At 74.0% G+C, this 18,263-nt stretch carries 19 protein-coding genes; 10 read left to right on the top strand and 9 right to left on the bottom strand.

All coding sequences use genetic code 11. The features are described from left to right. The gene (locus ACZ60X_RS16755) at positions 1-639 is read left to right on the top strand and encodes a GNAT family N-acetyltransferase (protein WP_469598808.1); all 639 of its coding nucleotides are present in this window, start codon (positions 1-3) and stop codon (positions 637-639) included. Between the two features lie 16 nt (positions 640-655). Here ACZ60X_RS16755 and ACZ60X_RS16750 read toward each other — a convergent pair whose 3' ends face one another. Then, complete coding sequence (locus ACZ60X_RS16750) at positions 656-1,324, bottom strand: lipoprotein (RefSeq protein WP_469599230.1); 669 nt, start codon at positions 1,322-1,324, stop codon at positions 656-658. 170 nt (positions 1,325-1,494) lie between these two features. On the opposite strand from ACZ60X_RS16750, the gene ACZ60X_RS16745 reads away from it, so the two are divergent. From ACZ60X_RS16745 to ACZ60X_RS16715, 7 genes are all read left to right on the top strand, one after another. Beyond that, complete coding sequence (locus ACZ60X_RS16745; RefSeq protein ID WP_469598805.1) at positions 1,495-1,953, top strand: flavodoxin family protein; 459 nt, start codon at positions 1,495-1,497, stop codon at positions 1,951-1,953. A gap of 167 nt (positions 1,954-2,120) precedes the next feature. Next, the gene (locus ACZ60X_RS16740; RefSeq protein WP_469598803.1) at positions 2,121-3,905 is read left to right on the top strand and encodes a hypothetical protein; all 1,785 of its coding nucleotides are present in this window, start codon (positions 2,121-2,123) and stop codon (positions 3,903-3,905) included. A gap of 521 nt (positions 3,906-4,426) precedes the next feature. Then, complete coding sequence (locus ACZ60X_RS16735) at positions 4,427-6,595, top strand: hypothetical protein (protein WP_469598802.1); 2,169 nt, start codon at positions 4,427-4,429, stop codon at positions 6,593-6,595. Between the two features lie 35 nt (positions 6,596-6,630). Further along, a complete protein-coding gene (locus ACZ60X_RS16730) occupies positions 6,631-6,906 on the top strand; it encodes a hypothetical protein (RefSeq protein ID WP_469598800.1) in 276 nt (91 codons plus the stop codon). A gap of 200 nt (positions 6,907-7,106) precedes the next feature. Next, complete coding sequence (locus ACZ60X_RS16725; RefSeq protein ID WP_469598797.1) at positions 7,107-7,292, top strand: hypothetical protein; 186 nt, start codon at positions 7,107-7,109, stop codon at positions 7,290-7,292. A gap of 454 nt (positions 7,293-7,746) precedes the next feature. Further along, complete coding sequence (locus tag ACZ60X_RS16720) at positions 7,747-9,000, top strand: beta-ketoacyl-[acyl-carrier-protein] synthase family protein (RefSeq protein ID WP_469598795.1); 1,254 nt, start codon at positions 7,747-7,749, stop codon at positions 8,998-9,000. A gap of 25 nt (positions 9,001-9,025) precedes the next feature. Further along, positions 9,026-9,955, top strand: a complete 930-nt coding sequence (locus ACZ60X_RS16715) for an acyl-CoA desaturase (RefSeq protein ID WP_469598793.1) — start codon at positions 9,026-9,028, stop codon at positions 9,953-9,955. A gap of 8 nt (positions 9,956-9,963) precedes the next feature. Here ACZ60X_RS16715 and ACZ60X_RS16710 read toward each other — a convergent pair whose 3' ends face one another. Beyond that, a complete protein-coding gene (locus ACZ60X_RS16710; protein WP_469598791.1) occupies positions 9,964-10,122 on the bottom strand; it encodes a hypothetical protein in 159 nt (52 codons plus the stop codon). A 167-nt stretch (positions 10,123-10,289) separates the two neighbouring features. Then, positions 10,290-11,087 (bottom strand): SAM-dependent methyltransferase, encoded by a 798-nt coding sequence (locus tag ACZ60X_RS16705; RefSeq protein ID WP_469598788.1) that lies wholly within the window; start codon positions 11,085-11,087, stop codon positions 10,290-10,292. A gap of 152 nt (positions 11,088-11,239) precedes the next feature. Between ACZ60X_RS16705 and ACZ60X_RS16700 the strand changes: the two genes are divergently transcribed. Both ACZ60X_RS16700 and ACZ60X_RS16695 read left to right on the top strand, forming a co-directional pair. Beyond that, positions 11,240-11,782, top strand: a complete 543-nt coding sequence (locus tag ACZ60X_RS16700; RefSeq protein ID WP_469598786.1) for an SRPBCC domain-containing protein — start codon at positions 11,240-11,242, stop codon at positions 11,780-11,782. A gap of 57 nt (positions 11,783-11,839) precedes the next feature. Further along, positions 11,840-12,340 carry a hypothetical protein gene (locus ACZ60X_RS16695; RefSeq protein ID WP_469598784.1) on the top strand — a complete coding sequence of 167 codons (501 nt, stop codon included), beginning with the start codon at positions 11,840-11,842 and terminating at the stop codon, positions 12,338-12,340. Positions 12,341-12,422: 82 nt separating this feature from the next. On the opposite strand, the gene ACZ60X_RS16690 is transcribed toward ACZ60X_RS16695, so the two are convergent. From ACZ60X_RS16690 to ACZ60X_RS16665, 6 genes are all read right to left on the bottom strand, one after another. Then, positions 12,423-13,577 (bottom strand): PP2C family protein-serine/threonine phosphatase, encoded by a 1,155-nt coding sequence (locus ACZ60X_RS16690; protein ID WP_469598782.1) that lies wholly within the window; start codon positions 13,575-13,577, stop codon positions 12,423-12,425. Positions 13,578-13,638: 61 nt separating this feature from the next. After that, positions 13,639-14,628: an aldo/keto reductase gene (locus ACZ60X_RS16685; protein WP_469598780.1), complete on the bottom strand. Its 990-nt coding sequence runs from the start codon at positions 14,626-14,628 to the stop codon at positions 13,639-13,641. Positions 14,629-14,754: 126 nt separating this feature from the next. Continuing rightward, the gene (locus ACZ60X_RS16680; protein WP_469598778.1) at positions 14,755-15,981 is read right to left on the bottom strand and encodes a cytochrome P450 family protein; all 1,227 of its coding nucleotides are present in this window, start codon (positions 15,979-15,981) and stop codon (positions 14,755-14,757) included. Positions 15,982-16,087: 106 nt separating this feature from the next. Further along, positions 16,088-17,302 carry a cytochrome P450 gene (locus ACZ60X_RS16675; protein WP_469598776.1) on the bottom strand — a complete coding sequence of 405 codons (1,215 nt, stop codon included), beginning with the start codon at positions 17,300-17,302 and terminating at the stop codon, positions 16,088-16,090. Next, entirely contained in the window at positions 17,299-17,925 is a 627-nt protein-coding gene (locus ACZ60X_RS16670; protein WP_469598773.1) for a GTP-binding protein, read from the bottom strand. Before ACZ60X_RS16670 ends, ACZ60X_RS16675 begins: the two co-directional genes overlap by 4 nt. Next, positions 17,906-18,253: a DUF742 domain-containing protein gene (locus ACZ60X_RS16665; protein ID WP_469599228.1), complete on the bottom strand. Its 348-nt coding sequence runs from the start codon at positions 18,251-18,253 to the stop codon at positions 17,906-17,908. The genes ACZ60X_RS16670 and ACZ60X_RS16665 overlap by 20 nt, the downstream gene beginning before the upstream one ends. Positions 18,254-18,263: the final 10 nt, after the last annotated feature.

The following is an 18,263-nucleotide window of genomic DNA, read 5'->3' as shown; positions in this document are numbered from 1 at the left end:
ATGTCCGCTCTCCGAACCACCTCCGTCATCCGGCCGTACACCCCGGCCGACCGGGACGCGGTGGCCGACGTCTGCGTCCGTACGGCGCACAACGGCGGCGACTCCCGGGCCCGCTATCCCGACCCGCGCCTGATGCCGTCGCTCTTCGCCGAGCCGTACTGCCACTTCGACCCGGACCTCGCCTTCGTGCTGGACGACGGCACGGGCCGGGCCGTCGGCTACATCGTCGGCACGGCGGACACCGAGCGCTTCGTCGAGGACTTCCGGCACGGCTGGATCCCCCGGCTCGCCGACCGTTACCCGGAGCCCGATCCCGCTGTCCCGCCCCGCACGCCCACCGAGGAGATGATCCGTCTCCTGCACCGCCCGGAGCGCATGCTCGTACCCGAACTCGCCGCCTACCCCGCCCATCTCCACATCGACCTGTTGCCTCCCTGGCAGGGGCGGGGCCACGGCCGCCAGCTGACGCACACCTTCCTCCAGGCCCTGCGCGGGCAGGGGGTCGAGGCCGTGCACCTCGGCATGGTCACCGTCAACACCGCCGCCCGGGCCTTCTACGACCGGCTCGGTTTCCACGAGATCCCGGTCGCGGACGCCGGGCCACTCACCTACCTGGGCCGGGCCACGTCGGGGGGCTGAGCGAGGTGGCCGGCCGTCAGGACAACTTCAGGGTGCGCTTGGCGAGTTCGTACGCCGGACGCATCGCCTCGTGCTCCTCGGTGTCCATGCCGCCGAGGTGCAGGACGACCGGCCCGTCGGGGGTGCTCACCGCGAGGGCGGTCTCCTTCTTGGTCTCCTCGAGGAGCTTGCTGGTGTAGAGGTACTCCACCTCGACGCCGGAGAGCCCGCCGCCGGTGGTGACCGAACGGTACGTCGCCTCGCTCGTGTTGTCCTCCGCGGCGACGAACTGCCGGAGCACCGCGCCCGCGTCGGCGTTGCCGTGCCTGCCGGTCCACACGCGCAGGAAGCCGATGTGCCCGGCCGGCTTGGCGTCGATCTCACAGGCCATGGTGACCGGCCCCTGGCGCAGGAGGCTGTCGGTGAGGGCTCCGGCCGCGCCGTCGGAGTCCTTCGGTGTCTTCGAGGCCTTCGACGACAACTCCCCGCCGGCGTCGACCGCCTTGGCCTTCCAGTGCCGGGCGACGGAGAAACCGACCGGCAGGGGACAGTCCGAACCGTGCGCGCCGACCGCGCCACCGCTCGCCGCCGCCTCCGTCACGCCACTACCCGCCTCCTTCCCGGAAGCCGAAGCCGGTGCGCCGGCTCCCTTCTTGTCGTCGTCCCCCGACTGCGCGCACCCACCGAGTACCGCCGCCAGCGCCACCGCCACGGCTGCTCGGCCCGGCACGGACCCCACTGCGACCCGCACTGTTCCTCTCCCCTCCTGGGCAGGGGTGCACTGTAACCGAGGCGCACCGAATGAAATCGAACGTATTTACGGTCCAAGTGGGGCGCCGTTTGCGAGGGTGGCGGCCGCACGGCAGGGTGCGGGGTGTGCCTACCTTGCTGATCGTCCATCACACCCCCTCGCCCCACTGCCAGACGCTGTTCGAGGCCGTCGTCTCCGGCGCGACCACTCCGGAGATCGAAGGTGTCCGCGTCGTCCGCCGCGCGGCCCTCGCCGCCACCGCCTCCGACGTGCTGGAAGCCGACGGCTACCTGCTCGGCACCCCGGCGAACCTCGGCTACATGTCCGGCGCGCTGAAGCACTTCTTCGACCAGGTCTACTACCCGTGTCTGGACGAGACCCGGGGCCGGCCGTTCGGCTACTACGTGCACGGAGGTAACGACGTCACCGGCGCCGTTCGCGCCGTCGAGGCCGTCACCACCGGCCTCGGCTGGCGCCGCGCGGCAGACCCGGTGACCGTCACGGGCGAGCCCGGCAAGGCCGACGTGCGGGCGTGCTGGGAGTTGGGCGCGACAGTCGCCGCGGGGCTGATGCCCGACGCCTGAGGGCCGCGTGTCGGCGGCGGGCGGTCGCGTGACGGTGGCGGGGCGGGAGCGCGGCCACCGGGGTGATCTTCGCAGGATTACAGCCGGCGATCGGCGTGGGCCGAACCTCGCCCGTGGAGCGCCCTGTTACTCCTTTTTGTGTGTTCTTAGGATTTTCAGGGAGGTGCTTGCGCGCCCTCGGGCCCCGGCCGGTCGTGGTGCTGCCGCTCCTCGTGGTCGTGACCGCGGCACCGGCCCACCGCGCCGTCGCCGACGCCGCGGTGGGCCACGGGCTCGGCCTGGAGGTCGCCGTCGACACCAGGCCCGGAACCGAGGCGACCAACCCCGGCATCCGCGTCGGCCATCCGCTGGAGAAGGCGTACCTGCTGATCAACCGCACCAGGGCCGAGCTGTACGACGTGCGGGTCAGTGATCCGGGCCTGCCGGGCGTCCCGATCAGCTGCACGGGGGGCGGCGACCACGTGGCGATGCTGCGCAGCCTCGCCTCGGTGACCTGCACGGCCCGGACCGCCGCCCGCGCGGGTATCTGGATCGCCGACGTCACCGCCGTCGGCCGCGTACCCGCCCCGGGCGGGGAATCCCGGGCCGTCGCACCCTCCGGATACGCCGGTGTCAGCGGGCAACTGGCGCTCTCCGAGGCCGCCGTGACCAGGGCCGGGTCCCTGGGCAGGGCCGTCGCCTCCGGCCGGGCCACCGTCTTCTACGACGTGACCAACACCGGCAGCCGCACGCTCTTCGGGCTCCACCTCACCGATCCCGTGCTCGCGCCACCGCGGATCGTCTGCCCGGCGGGCGGCGACACGGTGCCGAGCCTGGAGCCGGGCCGTACGACGCGGTGCGCGGCGACCGTGCTCCGGCCCCCCGGCACCTACTTCAGCGCGGGCGAGGTGACGGGGTCCGACCACGTGTCCACCCTGCTGCCGGACGGCCACCTGGAACCACCCCCGCCGCTGACCGTCCGGGCGACCGCATCCTTCATCCTGCCGGCGGCCACGCCCCCGCCGGTACAGCCCCCGCCTCCGCCCCCCGCCGGTCCCGTGCCGCCTCCGACCATGCCGGCCCCCGCACCGCCCGCACCCCCGGTCCTGCCGGTACCGCCCGGCACGCCCTTCCCGCCGCCCCCACCTCTGCCTCCGGCCGGCTCCGTCATCGCCGCCCGGGCACCGGGAGCGGCCGCCCCCGGCACCACCACCGGAGCGACGGGGATCACCGCGAGAGCCGCGAGCGCGGCGGCCGGAACGACGGCGGGCCCGGGGACCGCGACCGGCGTTGGGACCGCGGCGGGTGCTGGGACCGCGGCGGGTGTTGGGACCGCGGCGGGTGCTGGAACGACTTCCGGCGCGGCCACGGCAGCCGGAGGAGCAGCCGCTGCGGGAGGAGCCGCCGCAGGCGGTGGAACCTCCGCCGGAGGAGCCGCAACCGGAGGTGGCGCCGGAGCCGGCGGAGCAGGGGCCGCCGGCGGGGGAAGCAGCGGGAGCGGGACCACGGCCGGGGAAACGGTCGCCGGCGGAGCCACCGGTGGCCGGTCGACCGGCGGAAGCGCCACCGAAGGCCAGTCCGCCGAAGGCCGAGCCACGGCCGGGGGAACGGTCGCCGGCGGAGCCACCGGTGGCCGGTCGACCGGCGGAAGCGCCACCGAAGGCCAGTCCGCCGAAGGCCGAGCCACGGCCGGCCGGACCACCGCGGGGCGATCCACCGGAGGCCAGACCACCGGAGCCACCACCGGCCGACCCAGTGGCCCGCCCACCGATTCGTCCAGCCCCGCCACTGGTGGCCCGCGGCTGCCGTACACCCCGCCGCCCGGTCGGCCGCGCACCCTCACCCTCATGTCCCGCTTCGTCCGGCCCGGTGGCGGCCCGACCGGGCTCGGGGTGCTCGCCGTCCTCTTCCTGATGCTGATCCCCGCAGCCCTCGCCGCCACCCTGCTCGGATCGCGGCGCATGGGTCCGTGACCCGCCCGCGACGCCACCCCGCGACCGACTACCCCGAGACGTCAGCAGCGTCGCCCTGGTCCGCGGCCTCGCGACGGTGATGGGTCTGACGGCACTCATCACGAACCGGGCGGATCGGGCGCGGAGCGCGGGTGGTTGACAGCGCACCGGAGAGGAGGGGAACCAGCCGCAAGCAGATAGCCGGTGCGCAGCGGCAGGCCGGACGGGACGGTGTCGGGAAGCGGGGCCCGCAGACCCCGGGGCGTTCGGCGGACGTGGTCACGGAGCGTCTCCCGAGAGGCGGCGCGGGGGAGTACCGGAGGGCAGGTGCGGTGATTATGCGGGCGCCATATGCCCGCGGAGTCCGGGCTCGGCGGGCGGCGGGGCACCGGCGGGCATCCTCTGCCTGGACGGATGAAGGTGCGGGCCCGCTGCCCCTGCCCGACGATGGGGAGGGAGGCCGCGACCACCGACGCGGCGGCAACCCGTCACACACCATGCGACGTTGAATGTCGTACGACGCCGGAGCGAGGGAGTCTCGGATGGGAGCGGACGGCCACGCGCCCGGGCGGCCCGCGCCGGACGGTCAGGACGCCGCAGCGGTGCTGCGCCGGTGCGCGCGGGACGTGGCCGACGTCGCCGAGGGCATCCGAGCGGTCTCCGCGCGCACCAGCGGCGCCCTGTTCACGCCGGCCCTGACCGCCTCCGCGCGCCGCCGTCCCCGCACCGGCCTCGTCGCCCAGTGGGCGCTGCTGCGGGCCCTGACGAACAAGCAGGGCCTCGGCGGCGCGGCGATCACAGCCCCGAACGGCGTGGGGCAGGTGCTCGGCGCGGCCGGCGGGGTGCTCGGCCGCGAGAGCCTGGCCGCGCTGGTCGCCGTCACCTCGCTGCGCCTGACGACCGCCGCCGTGCTGGTCGACCACCCCGAGTTCGAACGCGATCCGGGCATGCGCAGGCTGAGGGAGGCCGTCACCGCCGACCGCGACCTGGCGGCCGTACGCGCGCTGCGTGCACTGTTCCGCGACCGAAGGGCCCAGCGCGCCCTGTCCGGCCTCGCCCCGATCATGGCCGAACTCCTCGCCGTCCGCGCCCTGTTGGCCGAGGACCCGAAGAACGACGGGACCGACTGGGCGCTCGCGGCGCGGCGCGGGCTGCACGCCGGCCCGGTGCACGGCGGCAGCGCTTCGCGCCTCGCGCACCCGGACAGGGGCGAGGGTGCCGCCGTGGCCGTCGAACTCACCGACCAGGAACGGCAGTTCATCGCCACCGAGGGCTCCTTCCTCGGCTTCCTGCGCAACATCGAGGTGCTCTCCACGGACGGGCGGATCCTCGTGCAGAACGTGCGCGGCCCGGACGGCGTCGTCCGCTACGTCGTCCAAGCGCCCGGCATGGCGCCCGGCCGGCCCCGCAACGACTCCCCGCAGGACTTCGCCGGCGCCTGGCGCAACCTGTTCATGACCGACTCGCCCTACACCCGCTCGGTGCTGCGCGCCCTGAAGGACTACGGCATCCCGCGCGGCGCCGACCTCGCGCTGATCGGGCACGGCGAGGGCGGGATCGCGCTGATGAACCTCGCCCAGGACCCGGACTTCTGCCGCACCTACAAGGTCACGCACGTCGTCGCCGTCGGCTCCCCGATCGGCAACAACGAACCCGCCGACCCGCACACCTGGGTCGCCACCATCACCAACCAGCACGACATCGTCCCCGTCCTCGACGGCCGCGGCGCCGGCCGCGCGTTCGACCCGCACCCGAACCGGTACGAGGTCGACTACGTGGGCCCCAAGCGCGAGTTCCCGCTGTGCCACATGCTGCACGAGTACATCGAGCACCTGCGCACGGTCGTCCCCGACGCCCGCAAGCGCGTCGACGAGGCACTCACGCCCTACCGGGGCCCCATCGTGCGCACCCGGGCCTACCAGCTGAAGGACCGCGACCACCCGCCCGAGGGCTACCCCTTCCTCACCCTGCCCACCATCTCCCTGGCCACGACGGCCGGGCCGGTCGACGTGCCGGTGCGCTACTACGACTCCTCCGCCGTCCACCTGTGCTACCCCGTCGCCGTCCGTGCGGCGCGCGGCCGGCTGCCCGACGCCGGCTGGCTGACGCCGAGCCGGCTGGGCCGGCGGGCGCTCGCCGTGGTGTCGCTCTACGAGCACCGGTGCAGCACCATCGGCGCGTACACCGAGATCGCGCTGTCCGTCCTCGTGGACGACCTGTGGCGGCCCCGCCCGTACGACGTCGTCGCCGACCTGCTGCGCCGCGTCGACCTGCGCCGCACCGGACGCTGGGTCCTCTCCCTCGCCGTCACCAGCGAGGAGGCCCGGGTGGTCGCCCGGGAGATCTGGGGCCAGCCCGCGATGCGGATGACCGCCGAGGCCGACCTGACGGGCGGCGACGTCACCATGCGCTCGCGGGACATCGGCGTCACCGTCGAGGGCCGGCTGGGCCCGGGCCTGCGCTGCCCGGAGGCCGACTGGATCCTCTACGGCCGCCGGGGCGAGAGCACCGTACGCACCCTGATCCGCGCCCACGGCAGGATGCGGCTGCATCCCGGCACGGACATCCGGCTGCGGCTGGACACGGCCGCGGCCGAACCGCTCGCCGGACAGCTGCGCCGGCTCGGCGTCGACGCCGCCCGGCCCCTGTTCGCGCTCAGCTGCCCCCAGTTCCTGCTGCACCGCAGCGCGGGCGCCGTCCTGGCCCGCTGACCCTCCGCCCGAACCCGAGCCGACTGGGAGCCGCCATGGTGACCGAGTCCACCCGCACGACCACGACCACGACCACGGCACCGGCGGATGAACTCCGGTCCCCTGCAGAGGCGTTGCGGGCCGACGCCGCCCTGATGGAGAGCTACGCCCGCCGGCTGACCGCCACGGCGGCCACGCTCGCCGGCTGCCCGGCGGCAGCCGACCGGAGCCGCCCGGCCCTGACGCGGCAGGCCGGCGCCTGCGTCACCGCTGCGGCACAACTGCGCGCCGCCGCCGACGCGTTGGAGGCACACGCGCGCGCCGGGAACTGAGCCTCGGCGGACGGCCGTCCGGACGTCGGCCACGCTCCGGCCGAGCGCTCGGTGACCTGCACTGGACGGTGCAGGACGGGACCGGGCCCCTCCTCGGGGCGGCGGCGCGGCGGCGGACGATCACTCGGCGACCCGGTCGTGCAGGGCGCGCCCCCGCCGCCACACCGGTCGCGTGGACGTCCGGGTCCCGGTCCTGGTTGATGGCGAACGCCCACTGCACACGGTGGGTGCGGGAGTGGCACGCCCCGGTGCACCGGGTGAGCCGGCGGGCCCCGGACGCGCTGCGGCGCGCCGCCGACGCCCTCCCGGCCGGGCGCGGCGTGCGCCTCCACCCGGAGGGCGGCCTGTCCCGGCACCGCACCCCACGCGCCCGCCCGGCCGGCTGAAGTCCGGTGTCGTGCGGCACGCGGACGCCCACCGGTCTCCTCAGGGGGCCGCGCCAAGCAGCCGGCCGGCTGCTTCACGGCCCCCTTGCGCCGCACCCGCGTCCACGTCCACGTCGGCCCTGCCCTCCGGCTCGACGTCTGAGAACGGCCGCCGGACGAGCCGGAGCGGGCCCTCGCCAAGTCCTGGTCGCGGGCGGCACGGACGCCGGTCACCGGTGCGGACCCGGCCGGGACGGACGGACCGGGCTGACGCGGCGCCGGCGACGTCCGGGCGTCCGGCGGTTCCAGGCAGCCGACTTCCCGGGCAACCGAGTTCGGACAGCCGCGTTGTCAGCCGACCGCGTTGTCCGGCATCCGGGTTTTCAGGCATCCGGGTGGAAGGCCGCCCTCTGTGCGGGCCGAACGAGTCGTGGCGGCCCGCAACCTCCTCGCGCGGCCCGAATAATCACGCTCTATGCAGCTCGTGACAGCACGTGGCCCCGCGCGGCGCGCCCCGGTGGCCGTGACCGGACTGGGACTGGTCACCCCGGCCGGCATCGGTCGGGAAGCGACCTGGGCGGGCCTGACCGCCGGAGTGTCCACCGCCGCCCCCGACGCCACCCTGGACGGGCTGCCCGTCGCCTTCTCGTGCCAGGTGCCGGGCCTCGACGCGGCCGGGCGGCTCGGCCACCGGCTCGCCCGCCGTCTCGACCGGTTCACCACCTTCGCCCTGCTCGCCGCCCGCGAGGCTGTCGCCGACGCGCGCCTTGCCCCGGGTGACTGGGACGCGCCCCGCGTCGGCGTGATCATGGGCGTCGGCACCGGATCCATGCAGAGCTGGCAGGCCGAGTTCGACCGCCTCGCCGGTCACGTCCCCGAACGTGTCTCCCCGCTGGCCCTCCCGCGCAGCGTGCCGAACATGGCCGCCGCCGAGATCGCGCTCGACCTCGGCGCGCAGGGCCCCAACATGGTCGTCAGCACCGCCTGCGCCTCCGGCACCAGCGCGATCGGCCTGGCCCGGGACTGGCTGCTGTCCGGTTTCTGTGACGTCGTACTCGCGGGTGGCAGCGAGTCGGCCCGGCTGCGGATGACCGCCGCCTGCTTCGCCCAGATGCGCGCACTGTCCCGGCGCGCCGACAGCCCCGAGACGGCCTCCCGTCCGTTCGACCGGGACCGCGACGGCTTCGTCCTCGGCGAGGGCGCGGCCGTGCTCGTCCTGGAGCGCACGGCCGACGCCCGCGCCCGGGGCGTACGGCCCGACGCGCTCCTCGCCGGTTTCGGCGCGTCCTGCGACGCCCACCACGTCACCGCCCCGCACCCGGACGGCGACGGCGCCGCCCGAGCCCTCGCAGCCGCCCTCGCCGACGCCGGACTGGCCCCCGAGGACATCGACCACGTCAACGCCCACGGCACGAGCACCCCGCAGGGTGACGCCGCCGAGCACAACGCGCTGCACCAGGTCTTCCGCCGACCGCCGCCCGTCACCGCGGTCAAGGGCACCCTCGGGCACGCCATCGGCGGCGCCGGCGCCATCGAAGCCGCCTGCACCGTGCTCACCCTGCACCACCAGCTGATCCCACCCACGGCCAACCTGGACACGCTCGACGCGGACATGGAGCTGGACGTCGTCACGAAAGTGCCCCGGCCGCAGCGGATGCGGGCCGCCGTCAGCAACTCCTTCGGCTTCGGCGGCCAGAACGCCGTGCTCGCCCTCACCGTCGTCGACTAGCCGCCCCGCGCCCCGGAAGGTGTCCATGTCCTCGCAGTCCACCCCTCTGACCGGCGGCGCCCGGTCCTGGCCCACCGGCGAGCAGCTCATGATCGGCGTCTTCGTCGCCGTACCGTTCCTCGCGCTGCTCGCCGCCGTGCCGCTGGCCTGGCGGCACGGCCTGAGCCCCCTCGACCTCGCACTCGCCGTGGCCTTCTACCTGATCAGCGGACTCGGCATCACCGTCGGCTTCCACCGGCACTTCACCCACGGCTCGTTCAAGGCCCGCCGCCCGCTCAGCATCGCGCTCGCGCTCGCCGGCAGCCTCGCCGTGCAGGGGCCGCTGCTCACCTGGGTCGCCGACCACCGCAAGCACCACAGGTTCTCGGACCGCGAGGGCGATCCGCACTCGCCCTGGCGGTACGGACACTCGCCCCGCGCCGTGGCCAAGGGCATGCTCTACGCCCATCTCGGCTGGCTCTTCGAGACCGAGCACGCCTCGCCCCGCACCTACGCCCCCGACCTCGTGCGCGACCGCGCCCTGATGCTGGTCTCGCGGCGCTTCGGCGTCCTGGTCCTCGCCTCGCTCGCGCTGCCCGCGCTGCTGGGCGGCGCCCTGACCCGCTCCTGGCAGGGCGCGCTCACCGCCCTGTTCTGGGCCGGACTGGTCCGGATCTGCGTGGTCCACCATGTGACCTGGTCGGTCAACTCCGTCTGCCACGCGGCCGGTTCACGCCCGTTCCGCAGCCGGGACCGCTCCGGCAACGTGTGGTGGCTGGCGCCGCTGTCGCTCGGCGAGTCCTGGCACAACCTCCACCACGCCGACCCCACCAGCGCCCGGCACGGTGTCCTGACCGGACAGCTCGACGCCAGCGCCCGCCTCATCCGCTGGTTCGAACGCCTCGGCTGGGCCTACGACGTGCGCTGGCCCGACCGGCGCCGGATCGACGCCCGCACGAAGGAGCAGTCGGGCTGACCGCCCGGTCAGCGCATCCGGTCGGCCGCGCCCCCGCCGCCGCGCGAACGCCTCCTCGCCACGGCCTCCCCGGCGAGCGGCCGCACCGAGAGGCTGACGCCGGCCTCCTCCGCGAACCCGTCGCGGCGCATCAGCTCGGCGGCGGCGGTGACCTCGACCTCGGTCACCGGATGTACGACACGGACGCCATGCGCTGCACCGGCTCGTCGCCGTCGCCGGGCGTCGTGGAAACCTCCTTCTGGGGACGGTATTTCGCGGCAGAGGTCCGCTCCGGCCTCCCACGCGGCCGGTCCCGCGGTCGCGCGCTGCCGCCCGGCCGCCTCCCGCGCCGCCGTCAGGGCTTGCGGGCCACACCCGCGAACACCGGCTGCACCTCGCGCACCCGCATCCCCGGCTCGGGACGCCAGCCGGTGGCCGGCACGACACCGGGCTCGTACAGCTCCAGCCCGTCGAAGAAGCGTGTCACCCCGGCGTGCGAACGCGCCCGGACCGGTGTGCCGCCGGAGCGGTAGACGGCCTCGATCCGCGCCCACACCTCGGGGTCGAACTCGGCGCTCACATGGGACAGCATCAGATGGCTGCCGGACGGCAGCGGCTCCAGCAGGGTCCGGACGACGTGGTAGGCCTCCCGCTCGTCCGGGACGAACGGCAGCAGCGCGATCAGCGACAGACCCACCGGCCGGCCCAGGTCCAGGTGCTCGCGCGCGTACTCCACGATCCGCTCCGGCTCGCGGACGTCGGCGTGCAGACAGGCGGTACGGCCCTCCCGGGCGCCGTGGAGCAGGGCCTCGGCGTGCCGCAGCACGACCGGGTCGTTGTCCGCGTACACGACCCTGGTGCCCGGCTCGACCGCCTGCGCGACCTGGTGCAGATTCGGCTCGGTGGGGATCCCCGTGCCCACGTCCAGGAACTGGGCGACGCCCTGGCGGGCGACGTGCCGCACGGCCCGGTGTATGAACTCGCGGTTGGCCCAGGCCGTGTCCTTCACGCCGGGGAAGACCTCCAGCACGGCGCCGGCGGCCTCGGCGTCGACGGGGTAGTGGTCCTTGCCGTCGAGGAACCAGTCGTACATCCGGGCGGGGTGCGGCGTGCGGGTGGCGATCCGCTCCGGACTGAATCCCATGTCTGTCACGTCGGCTCTCCGTGAGGGTCGGGGGCGGGTGCCTCGTGGTGCCGGCGAACCTACCGGGGCGCGCGAACCGCCGTCCCCCGGCCGGACATTCCGGGACGGTCCCGCCCGCAGGGGCCGGGACCGGACAGGCACCGGGCCGGTATCGTGAGCGCGTGTACGCCACCCGGGTCTCGCGGTACGTGCAGGCGCCCCCGGCGGCCGTGTACCGGGCCCTGACCGATCCCGGCGCGCTCGCCGCCTGGCGGGTACCGGCCGGCATGACCGCCCGCGTCCACCGCTTCGACGCCCGGGAGGGCGGCACCTTCCGGATCTCCCTCACCTACGACGACGCGTCCGCCGCCGGCAAGTCCGGCGGACACACCGACACCTACCACGGCCACTTCGCCCGGCTCGTGCCGGGCGCACTGGTCGTCGAGGTCTTCGCGTTCGAGACCGGTGACGACACGCTGCACGGCACCATGACGATGACGACGACGCTCACCGCGGCGGGCGCCGGCACGCACGTGGAGATCCTGCACGAGGGCGTCCCCGACAGGATCCCCCGCGAGGCGAACGAACAGGGCACCCGGATGGCGCTCGACCACCTCGCCCGGCTGGTCGAGGGCCCCACGGACCCGGGCCGCCCGGTGCGGCGGGACGAGCGAGGGGAAAAGGGCCCGGAACGCGGAACCGGCGTGAGGGAAATACGGTCTTAAGGTGCGCGGACGGCCGGGATCGGGATGGTCGTCCCTTGACGGGGGGTTTGGCCACGCATGTCCGTTCGCAGTCGCACCACCCTGCTCACCGCCGTGGCCCTCACCGGCGGACTCACCCTGGCCGCCGTGACGCCCGCCCTCGCCGGAACCGACGCGAGCCGCACCACCCGCGCCGCCGCCGTGTCCGTCGCCCCGGGCGACCCGCGCAACGCCACCCAGCACGTGGCCGACTTCTACGGCGCCTACACCGACGCCCTGTGGGCCAGCGACGACACGTCAGCCAGCCCCGCCGCCGACGCGCTGCGCCGCTTCTACCTCTCCGCCGCCGCACAGCGGAAAGTCGCCGCCTTCGAGAAGAGGGAGCACGCCGACGGCATTCTGTTCGCCCAGGACGTGCCGGTGAAGTGGAACGTGACCCACACCGGTACCGGCGCGGGCCACGCCACCAGCCGGGTCACCCTCACCTGGCGCGACGCACAGCACCCGGAGGTCAGCCGGATCGACGTCCAGTCCGACCTGAAGACCCTGAAGATCACCGACCTGAAGGCGGTGCGCTGAGGCGGGGGGCGGCGGGGTCCGGCCGACGACAAGCCGGGGCGCGCGGTCCCGCTCCGCCCCACTCGGGGCGGGGCCCGCGCCCTCAACCGTGCCGGTGGGCGTCGCCGGCCGCCACCCGGCCGTGGTGCCGGCGTCGCTCGACCGCCGTACGGTGCAGGGCGATGAGCGCGGCGTCGTCGTCCAGCCGGCCGCCGACATGGGTGAGCAGATCCCGCCGCAGATGGTGCATCAGCGCCTCGGGGCTGTCGTCGGTCCACCGCGCGACCCGCTCGGCGAGCTGGTAGAACCGCCCGCGGGGGTCCCTGGCCTCCACCACCCCGTCGGTGTAGAGCAGCAGGGTGTCGCCCGGTTCGAAGGAGAAGACGTCCAGCGTGTGCTCGACGTCGTCGTGCACACCGAGCGGCGGTGACGGGTGCAGGCTCGGGACCGTGACGGCGTGCCCGGGGCTCAGCAGCAGGGGCGGCGGATGACCGCAGCTGGTCATCCGGGTCACCGGATCTCGGTCCGGGATCTCCACCAGCAGGGCGGTGGCGAACCGCTCGCCCGCCTCCTCGGGCGGGTCCAGGTCCGCCCCGTAGCGCGTGACGCTCTGCTCCAGCACATCAGCCAGGTCCGCGAGCGGCATGTGCCGGTGCGCGCTCTCCCGGAACGCGCCGAGCAGCAGCGCGGCCTCGCCGATGGCCGACAGCCCCTTGCCGCGCACGTCGCCGATCAGGACCCGCACCCCGTGCTCGTACCGGGTCACCGCGTACAGATCGCCGCCGATCTGCGCCTCGTCCTCGGCGGCGAGGTACAGCGAGGCGATCCGCAGCGGGCCGATCTGCTCGGGCAGCGGCCACATCAGCACGTGCTGGGCGGCCTCGGCGACCGTGCGGACCTGGGCCAGCTGGGCCTGCCGACGGTCGCGCAGGGCGCTGTAGGCCACCACCAGCACCACCAGCACCGCGAGCGTGATGATCTGCACGATGTGGTTCAGGGTGCTGATCCCGCCGTGCGTGATCCCGATCAGGATCTGCGCGGCCAGGGCCAGCGCCCCGATCGCCGCCGTGGTCCGGGGCCCGGCGAAGGACGGCGTGAGCGCGGGTGCGATCACCAGCGCCGGACCGAGGTGCACCCCGGCGGGTGTCCGCAGATCCGCCACCGTGATCACCACGATGAGCAGGATCGGGAGCAGCAGCAGCGCGGACGAGGACTGCCACGGCTGGCGTGCGCCCCCGCGTCTGGGCCCGGCGTTCATGCCTCCAGCGTGCTCTCACGCGGGACACGACGCACCTCACGGGGACGCACCTCACGGCGGATCAGCGGTTGACGGAGCGCATCCCCGCCTCGTCGTAGCGCTCGCCCGACACCGGCGGCAGCTCCGCGTCGATGCGGGCCAGGTCGTCCTTGCTCAGCTCGATGTCGACGGCACCCGCGTTCTGCTCCAGGTACGTCCGCCGCTTCGTCCCCGGGATCGGCACCAGGTCCTCGCCCTGGGCCAGCACCCAGGCGATGGCCAGCTGGGCCGGGGTGACGTCCTTCTCGGCCGCGATCTCCTTGACCTTTTCGGCCAGCCGCAGGTTCGCGTCCAGGTGGGCGCCCTCGAACCGCGGGTTGTTGCGCCGGAAGTCGTTCTCGTCCAGCTCCTGCGGCGAGGTGAAGCGGCCCGCGAGGAAGCCGCGGCCGAGCGGGGAGTACGGCACGAAGCCGATGCCCAGCTCCCGGCAGGTGGGCAGCACCTCGGCCTCCACGTCCCGCGTCCACAGCGAGTACTCGCTCTGCACGGCGGTGACGGGGTGCACGGCGTGGGCCCGGCGGATGGTCTGCGCGCTCGCCTCGCTCAGCCCGATGTGGCGCACCTTGCCCTGCTGCACCAGCTCGGCCAGCGCGCCGACCGTCTCCTCGATGGGCACGTTCGGATCGACCCGGTGCTGGTAGTACAGGTCGATGTGGTCGGTGCCCAGCCGCTTCAGCGAGCCGTGCACCGACTCCCGGACGTGCTCGGCGGAACCGTCCTGCCGGCCGATCGTGCTCATGTCGCCCGGCACGGCGTCGTCCATCCGGTAGTTGAACTTCGTCGCGAGCACGTACTCGTCGCGGTGGCCCCGGATCGCCTCGCCGACCAGCGACTCGTTGGTGAGCGGGCCGTAGAGCTGGGCGGTGTCGAGGAAGTCGATCCCCAGCTCCAGGGCGCGCCGGATGGTGGCGACGCCCTCGGCCTGGTCGGTGGAGCCGTAGAAGGCGGACATGCCCATGCATCCGAGACCGATGGCCGACACCTGGAGGTTCCGCAGACTGCGCTTGTGCATGGGGGTCCTTTCCCGCACGATCGGTCGTCATCGCGTACGGCACACCGGTGCGGTCACCCGCGTGCCCCACGTCGGCGACGCTACGAGCTGGAGCGCGCTCCAAGTCAAGCAACGCTCCGCGCCCGGTCAGGAATCCAGCCGTACCGGCAGCTCGTACAGGTCGTTCTGGGTGACCACCGGCTTGTTGCGCAGCTCGCCGGCCGGGACCGCCAGATCCAGGCGCGGGAACCGGGCGTAGAGCGCGGGCAGGGCCACGCCCGCCTCCAGCCGGGACAGGGCGGCACCGGGGCACACGTGCGGACCGTGGCCGAAGGAGATGTGCCGGTTCGCCGGCTCCCGGGTGATGTCGAACTCCCCGGCGCTCGGGCCGTGCGCCCGCTCGTCCCGGCCGATCGCGCCGTACGACACGATCAGCGCGTCCCCGGCCGGAAGCACCGTGTCGCCGACCGGGACGTCCTCGGTCGCGAAGCGGATCAGAACGTGCGAGGTCGGGGTGGAGTAGCGCAGGGTCTCCTCGATCACCGCGGACCAGTCGGCCCCGCCGGACAGCACCAGGGCGCGCTGGTCGGGGTGGGCGGAGAGGTTGACGACGGCGTTCACGATCAGGGAGATCGTCGTCTCGTGGCCCGCCGCGACCATCAGCTGGAGGGTGGAGACGATCTCGTCGTCGGTGAGGTGGTCGCCGTCCTCGGAGGCGAGGACCAGGGCGCTGGTCAGGTCCTCGCCGGGCTCGGCCCGCTTGGCCGCCACCGTCTCGGACATGATCCGCGCCAGCTCGGTCAGCGTCGCGATGACCTCCTCGGGCGGGGTCTGCGTCGAGAAGAACTTCTCGAACAGCACCTTCAGCCGGGGCAGCCGTGCCTCCTCGATGCCCATGAGGTCGGCGATGACGTACATCGGCAGCGGGTAGGCGAACGCCGCCTTGAGGTCGACGACCTCCCCGCCCCCGGGCAGCGCGTCCAGCAGGTCCCGGGCGAGCTTCGCCACGCGCTCGCGCATCCGCTCCACCCGGCGCGGGGTGAGCGCCTGCGCCACCAGGGTGCGCAGCCGGCGGTGGTCGGCGCCGTCCGCGGTGAGCATGGACCGGCCCGGGTTGGCGAGCCCGATCAGCGGCCAGTCCGCGGGGATCTCGCCGCGCTGCCAGGCACCCCACACATTGATGTCCTTCACCAGGCGCGGGTCGGTGAGCAGCGCCTTGGCCTCGGCGTGCCGGGTGACGGCCCACACCGGGACCCCGCCCGGCAGCTCCACGGTGGCGAGCGGGCCGGCCGCGCGCAGCGCCGCGCTCTCGGCGTCCAGGTCGGTGACGAAGGGGTCCAGGGCGATCCGCGGTGCTTCGGTACCGGTCGTCATCGTGACGTGCCTCCCAGGGCGGGGTGAGCAGGGCAGGAGTGCGGCGTGCGGCCGCGGGCGGTACTCAGGGGCGGTACGTGGCGGTACGGGGGCGTCGTGCGCGGGGTCAGAGGGCCGCCGGTACGGGAGTGAACCGGACCGGCAGCTCGGTCAGCCCCCGCAGCCACGGCGAGGGCCGGCGGGTGAGGTCCTCGGCGGGCACCGCCAGGTCGATGTCCGGCAGCCGGTCCAGGACGACCTCGATGCCGGTACGGGCGATCACCTCGGCGATCTCCTGCGCGGGGAACGGACAGCGGTGCTCGCCGTGGCCGAAGGAGAAGTGCGCGTTGTTGCCGCCGGTCAGCTCGGAGGCATCGGTGCGCACCTGCGGGTCGGAGTTGGCGCCCTGGAGTCCCAGCAGCAGCAGATCGCCGGCCCGGACGGGGCGGCCGCCGAGGTGGGTGTCGCGGGAGGCCCAGCGGCCCGCCACGTTCTGCGTGGGCGTGTCCTCCCACAGCACCTCGTTCATCGCCTCGGCGACACTGTGCCGCCCGCCGAACAGCGAGGCCGCGAACCGGTCGTCGGTCAGCATCAGGCGCAGCGAGTTGCCGATCCAGTCGGCGGACGGCTGGTGCCCGGCCGCCATCATCACCATCAGGTCCTGGGTGATCTCCTCGTCGCTGAAGCCGCTGTCGTCGGCCAGCATTCGGGAGACCACGTCCTGCGCCGGCTCCTTCTTCCGGTCGGCGATCAACTGCCCCATGGAAGCGGCCAGATGAGCCTGTCCGGCAAGGGCCCGCTCGCGGCCGTCGATCATGTCGTTGAGGGCGGTTACCAGGCCGGGCCCATCTTCGTCGGGGAAGCCGTAGAGCCGGGCGAGGACGCGCACGGGCAGGAGCATCGCGTACTGGGCCACCAGGTCGGCCGCGCCGGCCGTGCACAGCGCGTCGATCAGCTCGTCCGCGAACCGCTCGGCGTGCCGCCGCAGTTCGAAGGGATCCACCGCCTCCAGGGCGTTGCTGATCATCGCGGCGCGCTGCCGGTGCCGTTCGCCGACGGTGTACAGGATCGACGGCTGCCTGCGGCCGATCATCGGCAGCAGCGGCCAGTCGGCGGGGATGTGCTCCCACTGGTTCCACAGGTCGGAGTCCCGGCTGAACAGCACCGGATCGCCCGTGACCTGGTGCAGTTCGCGATAGCCCAGTACCAGCCAGGCCGGGACGTCACCGTCGAGCAGCACCGGGACGACGGCGCCGTGGTCGCGCCGCATCTCCCGGTACAGGCGGGCGGGTTCGGTCTGGAACCGGGGGCCGCCCAGGGGGACGGCGTCGGGGTGGGTCACACGAACTCCCGTCGGGGCAGGTCCGCCCGGGCGGCCGGGTCGGCGTACCGGTTCTTCACGTGCTGCACCAGCGTGATCAGCGTCTGCTTGCCGGAGGCGCGGGAGCGGGCGTCGCAGTCGACCAGCGGCACCTGCGGGTCGAGGTCGAGGGCCTCGCGCACGTCCTCGCCGGCGCGGACGGGCCCGCCGAAGTCGTTGCAGGCCACGATGAACGGCGTGCCGTGGTGCTCCAGCCGGTCGATGGCGTACCAGGAGTCGTCGATCCGCCGGGTGTCGACGAGCACCACCGCGCCCAGCGTGCCGGAGAACAGCCGGTCCCACAGGAACCAGAACCGCTCCTGGCCCGGCGCGCCGAACAGGTACAGCACGTTGCGGGCGTCGAGGGTGATCCGGCCGAAGTCGAAGGCGACGGTGGTGGCGGACTTCCCGCGCACCTGCCGGGTGTCGTCCACGTACTCGCCGGCCTGGGTCATGGTCTCCTCGGTGCCGAGGGGGCGGATCTCGCTGACCGAGCGGACCAGGGTGGTCTTGCCCACGCCGAAGCCGCCCACGACGACGATCTTGAAGCCGTGGTCGGCGGTGGCACCCAACGGGGTGCGCGCGTCAGAGATTGCGGAGTCCAACGAGCACCTGCTCCAGGATGTCGGGATCGGTAATGGCCGGTCTGCGCGGGTGCCGGGCGCTGACGCGGCCGGCGGCCAGCAGGTCGGACAGCAGCACCTTGGTGATGCCCACGGGCAGCTTCAGCTCGGCGGCGATCTCCACCACCGAGGTGGGGAACTCGGTCATCCGCAGGATCGCCACGTGCTCCGACTGCATCCCGGTCACCGGGCCCGACTCGGCGACCACGAGGGTGACCAGGTCGAAGGGGCTGTCGGGGTCGGTCCGGCTGCGCCCCTGCGTGAGGGTGTACAGCCGGTCGGGCGCGTCGTTTCGGCCCGGACGGTTCATCCCCGTACCG

It is taken from the genome of Streptomyces sp. NPDC104106, assembly GCF_055584345.1.
This window is presented reverse-complemented; position numbering and strand designations above follow the sequence as displayed.

Bases quoted from the DNA above. Each gene is read 5' to 3' on its own strand.
- ACZ60X_RS16680 (WP_469598778.1), bottom strand. From the start codon at position 15,981: ATGACGACCGGTACCGAAGCACCGCGGATCGCCCTGGACCCCTTCGTC.
- ACZ60X_RS16715 (WP_469598793.1), top strand. From the start codon at position 9,026: ATGTCCTCGCAGTCCACCCCTCTGACCGGCGGCGCCCGGTCCTGGCCC.
- ACZ60X_RS16730 (WP_469598800.1), top strand. From the start codon at position 6,631: ATGGTGACCGAGTCCACCCGCACGACCACGACCACGACCACGGCACCG.
- ACZ60X_RS16685 (WP_469598780.1), bottom strand. From the start codon at position 14,628: ATGCACAAGCGCAGTCTGCGGAACCTCCAGGTGTCGGCCATCGGTCTC.
- ACZ60X_RS16720 (WP_469598795.1), top strand. From the start codon at position 7,747: ATGCAGCTCGTGACAGCACGTGGCCCCGCGCGGCGCGCCCCGGTGGCC.
- ACZ60X_RS16665 (WP_469599228.1), bottom strand. From the start codon at position 18,253: ATGAACCGTCCGGGCCGAAACGACGCGCCCGACCGGCTGTACACCCTC.
- ACZ60X_RS16755 (WP_469598808.1), top strand. From the start codon at position 1: ATGTCCGCTCTCCGAACCACCTCCGTCATCCGGCCGTACACCCCGGCC.
- ACZ60X_RS16735 (WP_469598802.1), top strand. From the start codon at position 4,427: ATGGGAGCGGACGGCCACGCGCCCGGGCGGCCCGCGCCGGACGGTCAG.
- ACZ60X_RS16725 (WP_469598797.1), top strand. From the start codon at position 7,107: ATGGCGAACGCCCACTGCACACGGTGGGTGCGGGAGTGGCACGCCCCG.
- ACZ60X_RS16690 (WP_469598782.1), bottom strand. From the start codon at position 13,577: ATGAACGCCGGGCCCAGACGCGGGGGCGCACGCCAGCCGTGGCAGTCC.
- ACZ60X_RS16695 (WP_469598784.1), top strand. From the start codon at position 11,840: ATGTCCGTTCGCAGTCGCACCACCCTGCTCACCGCCGTGGCCCTCACC.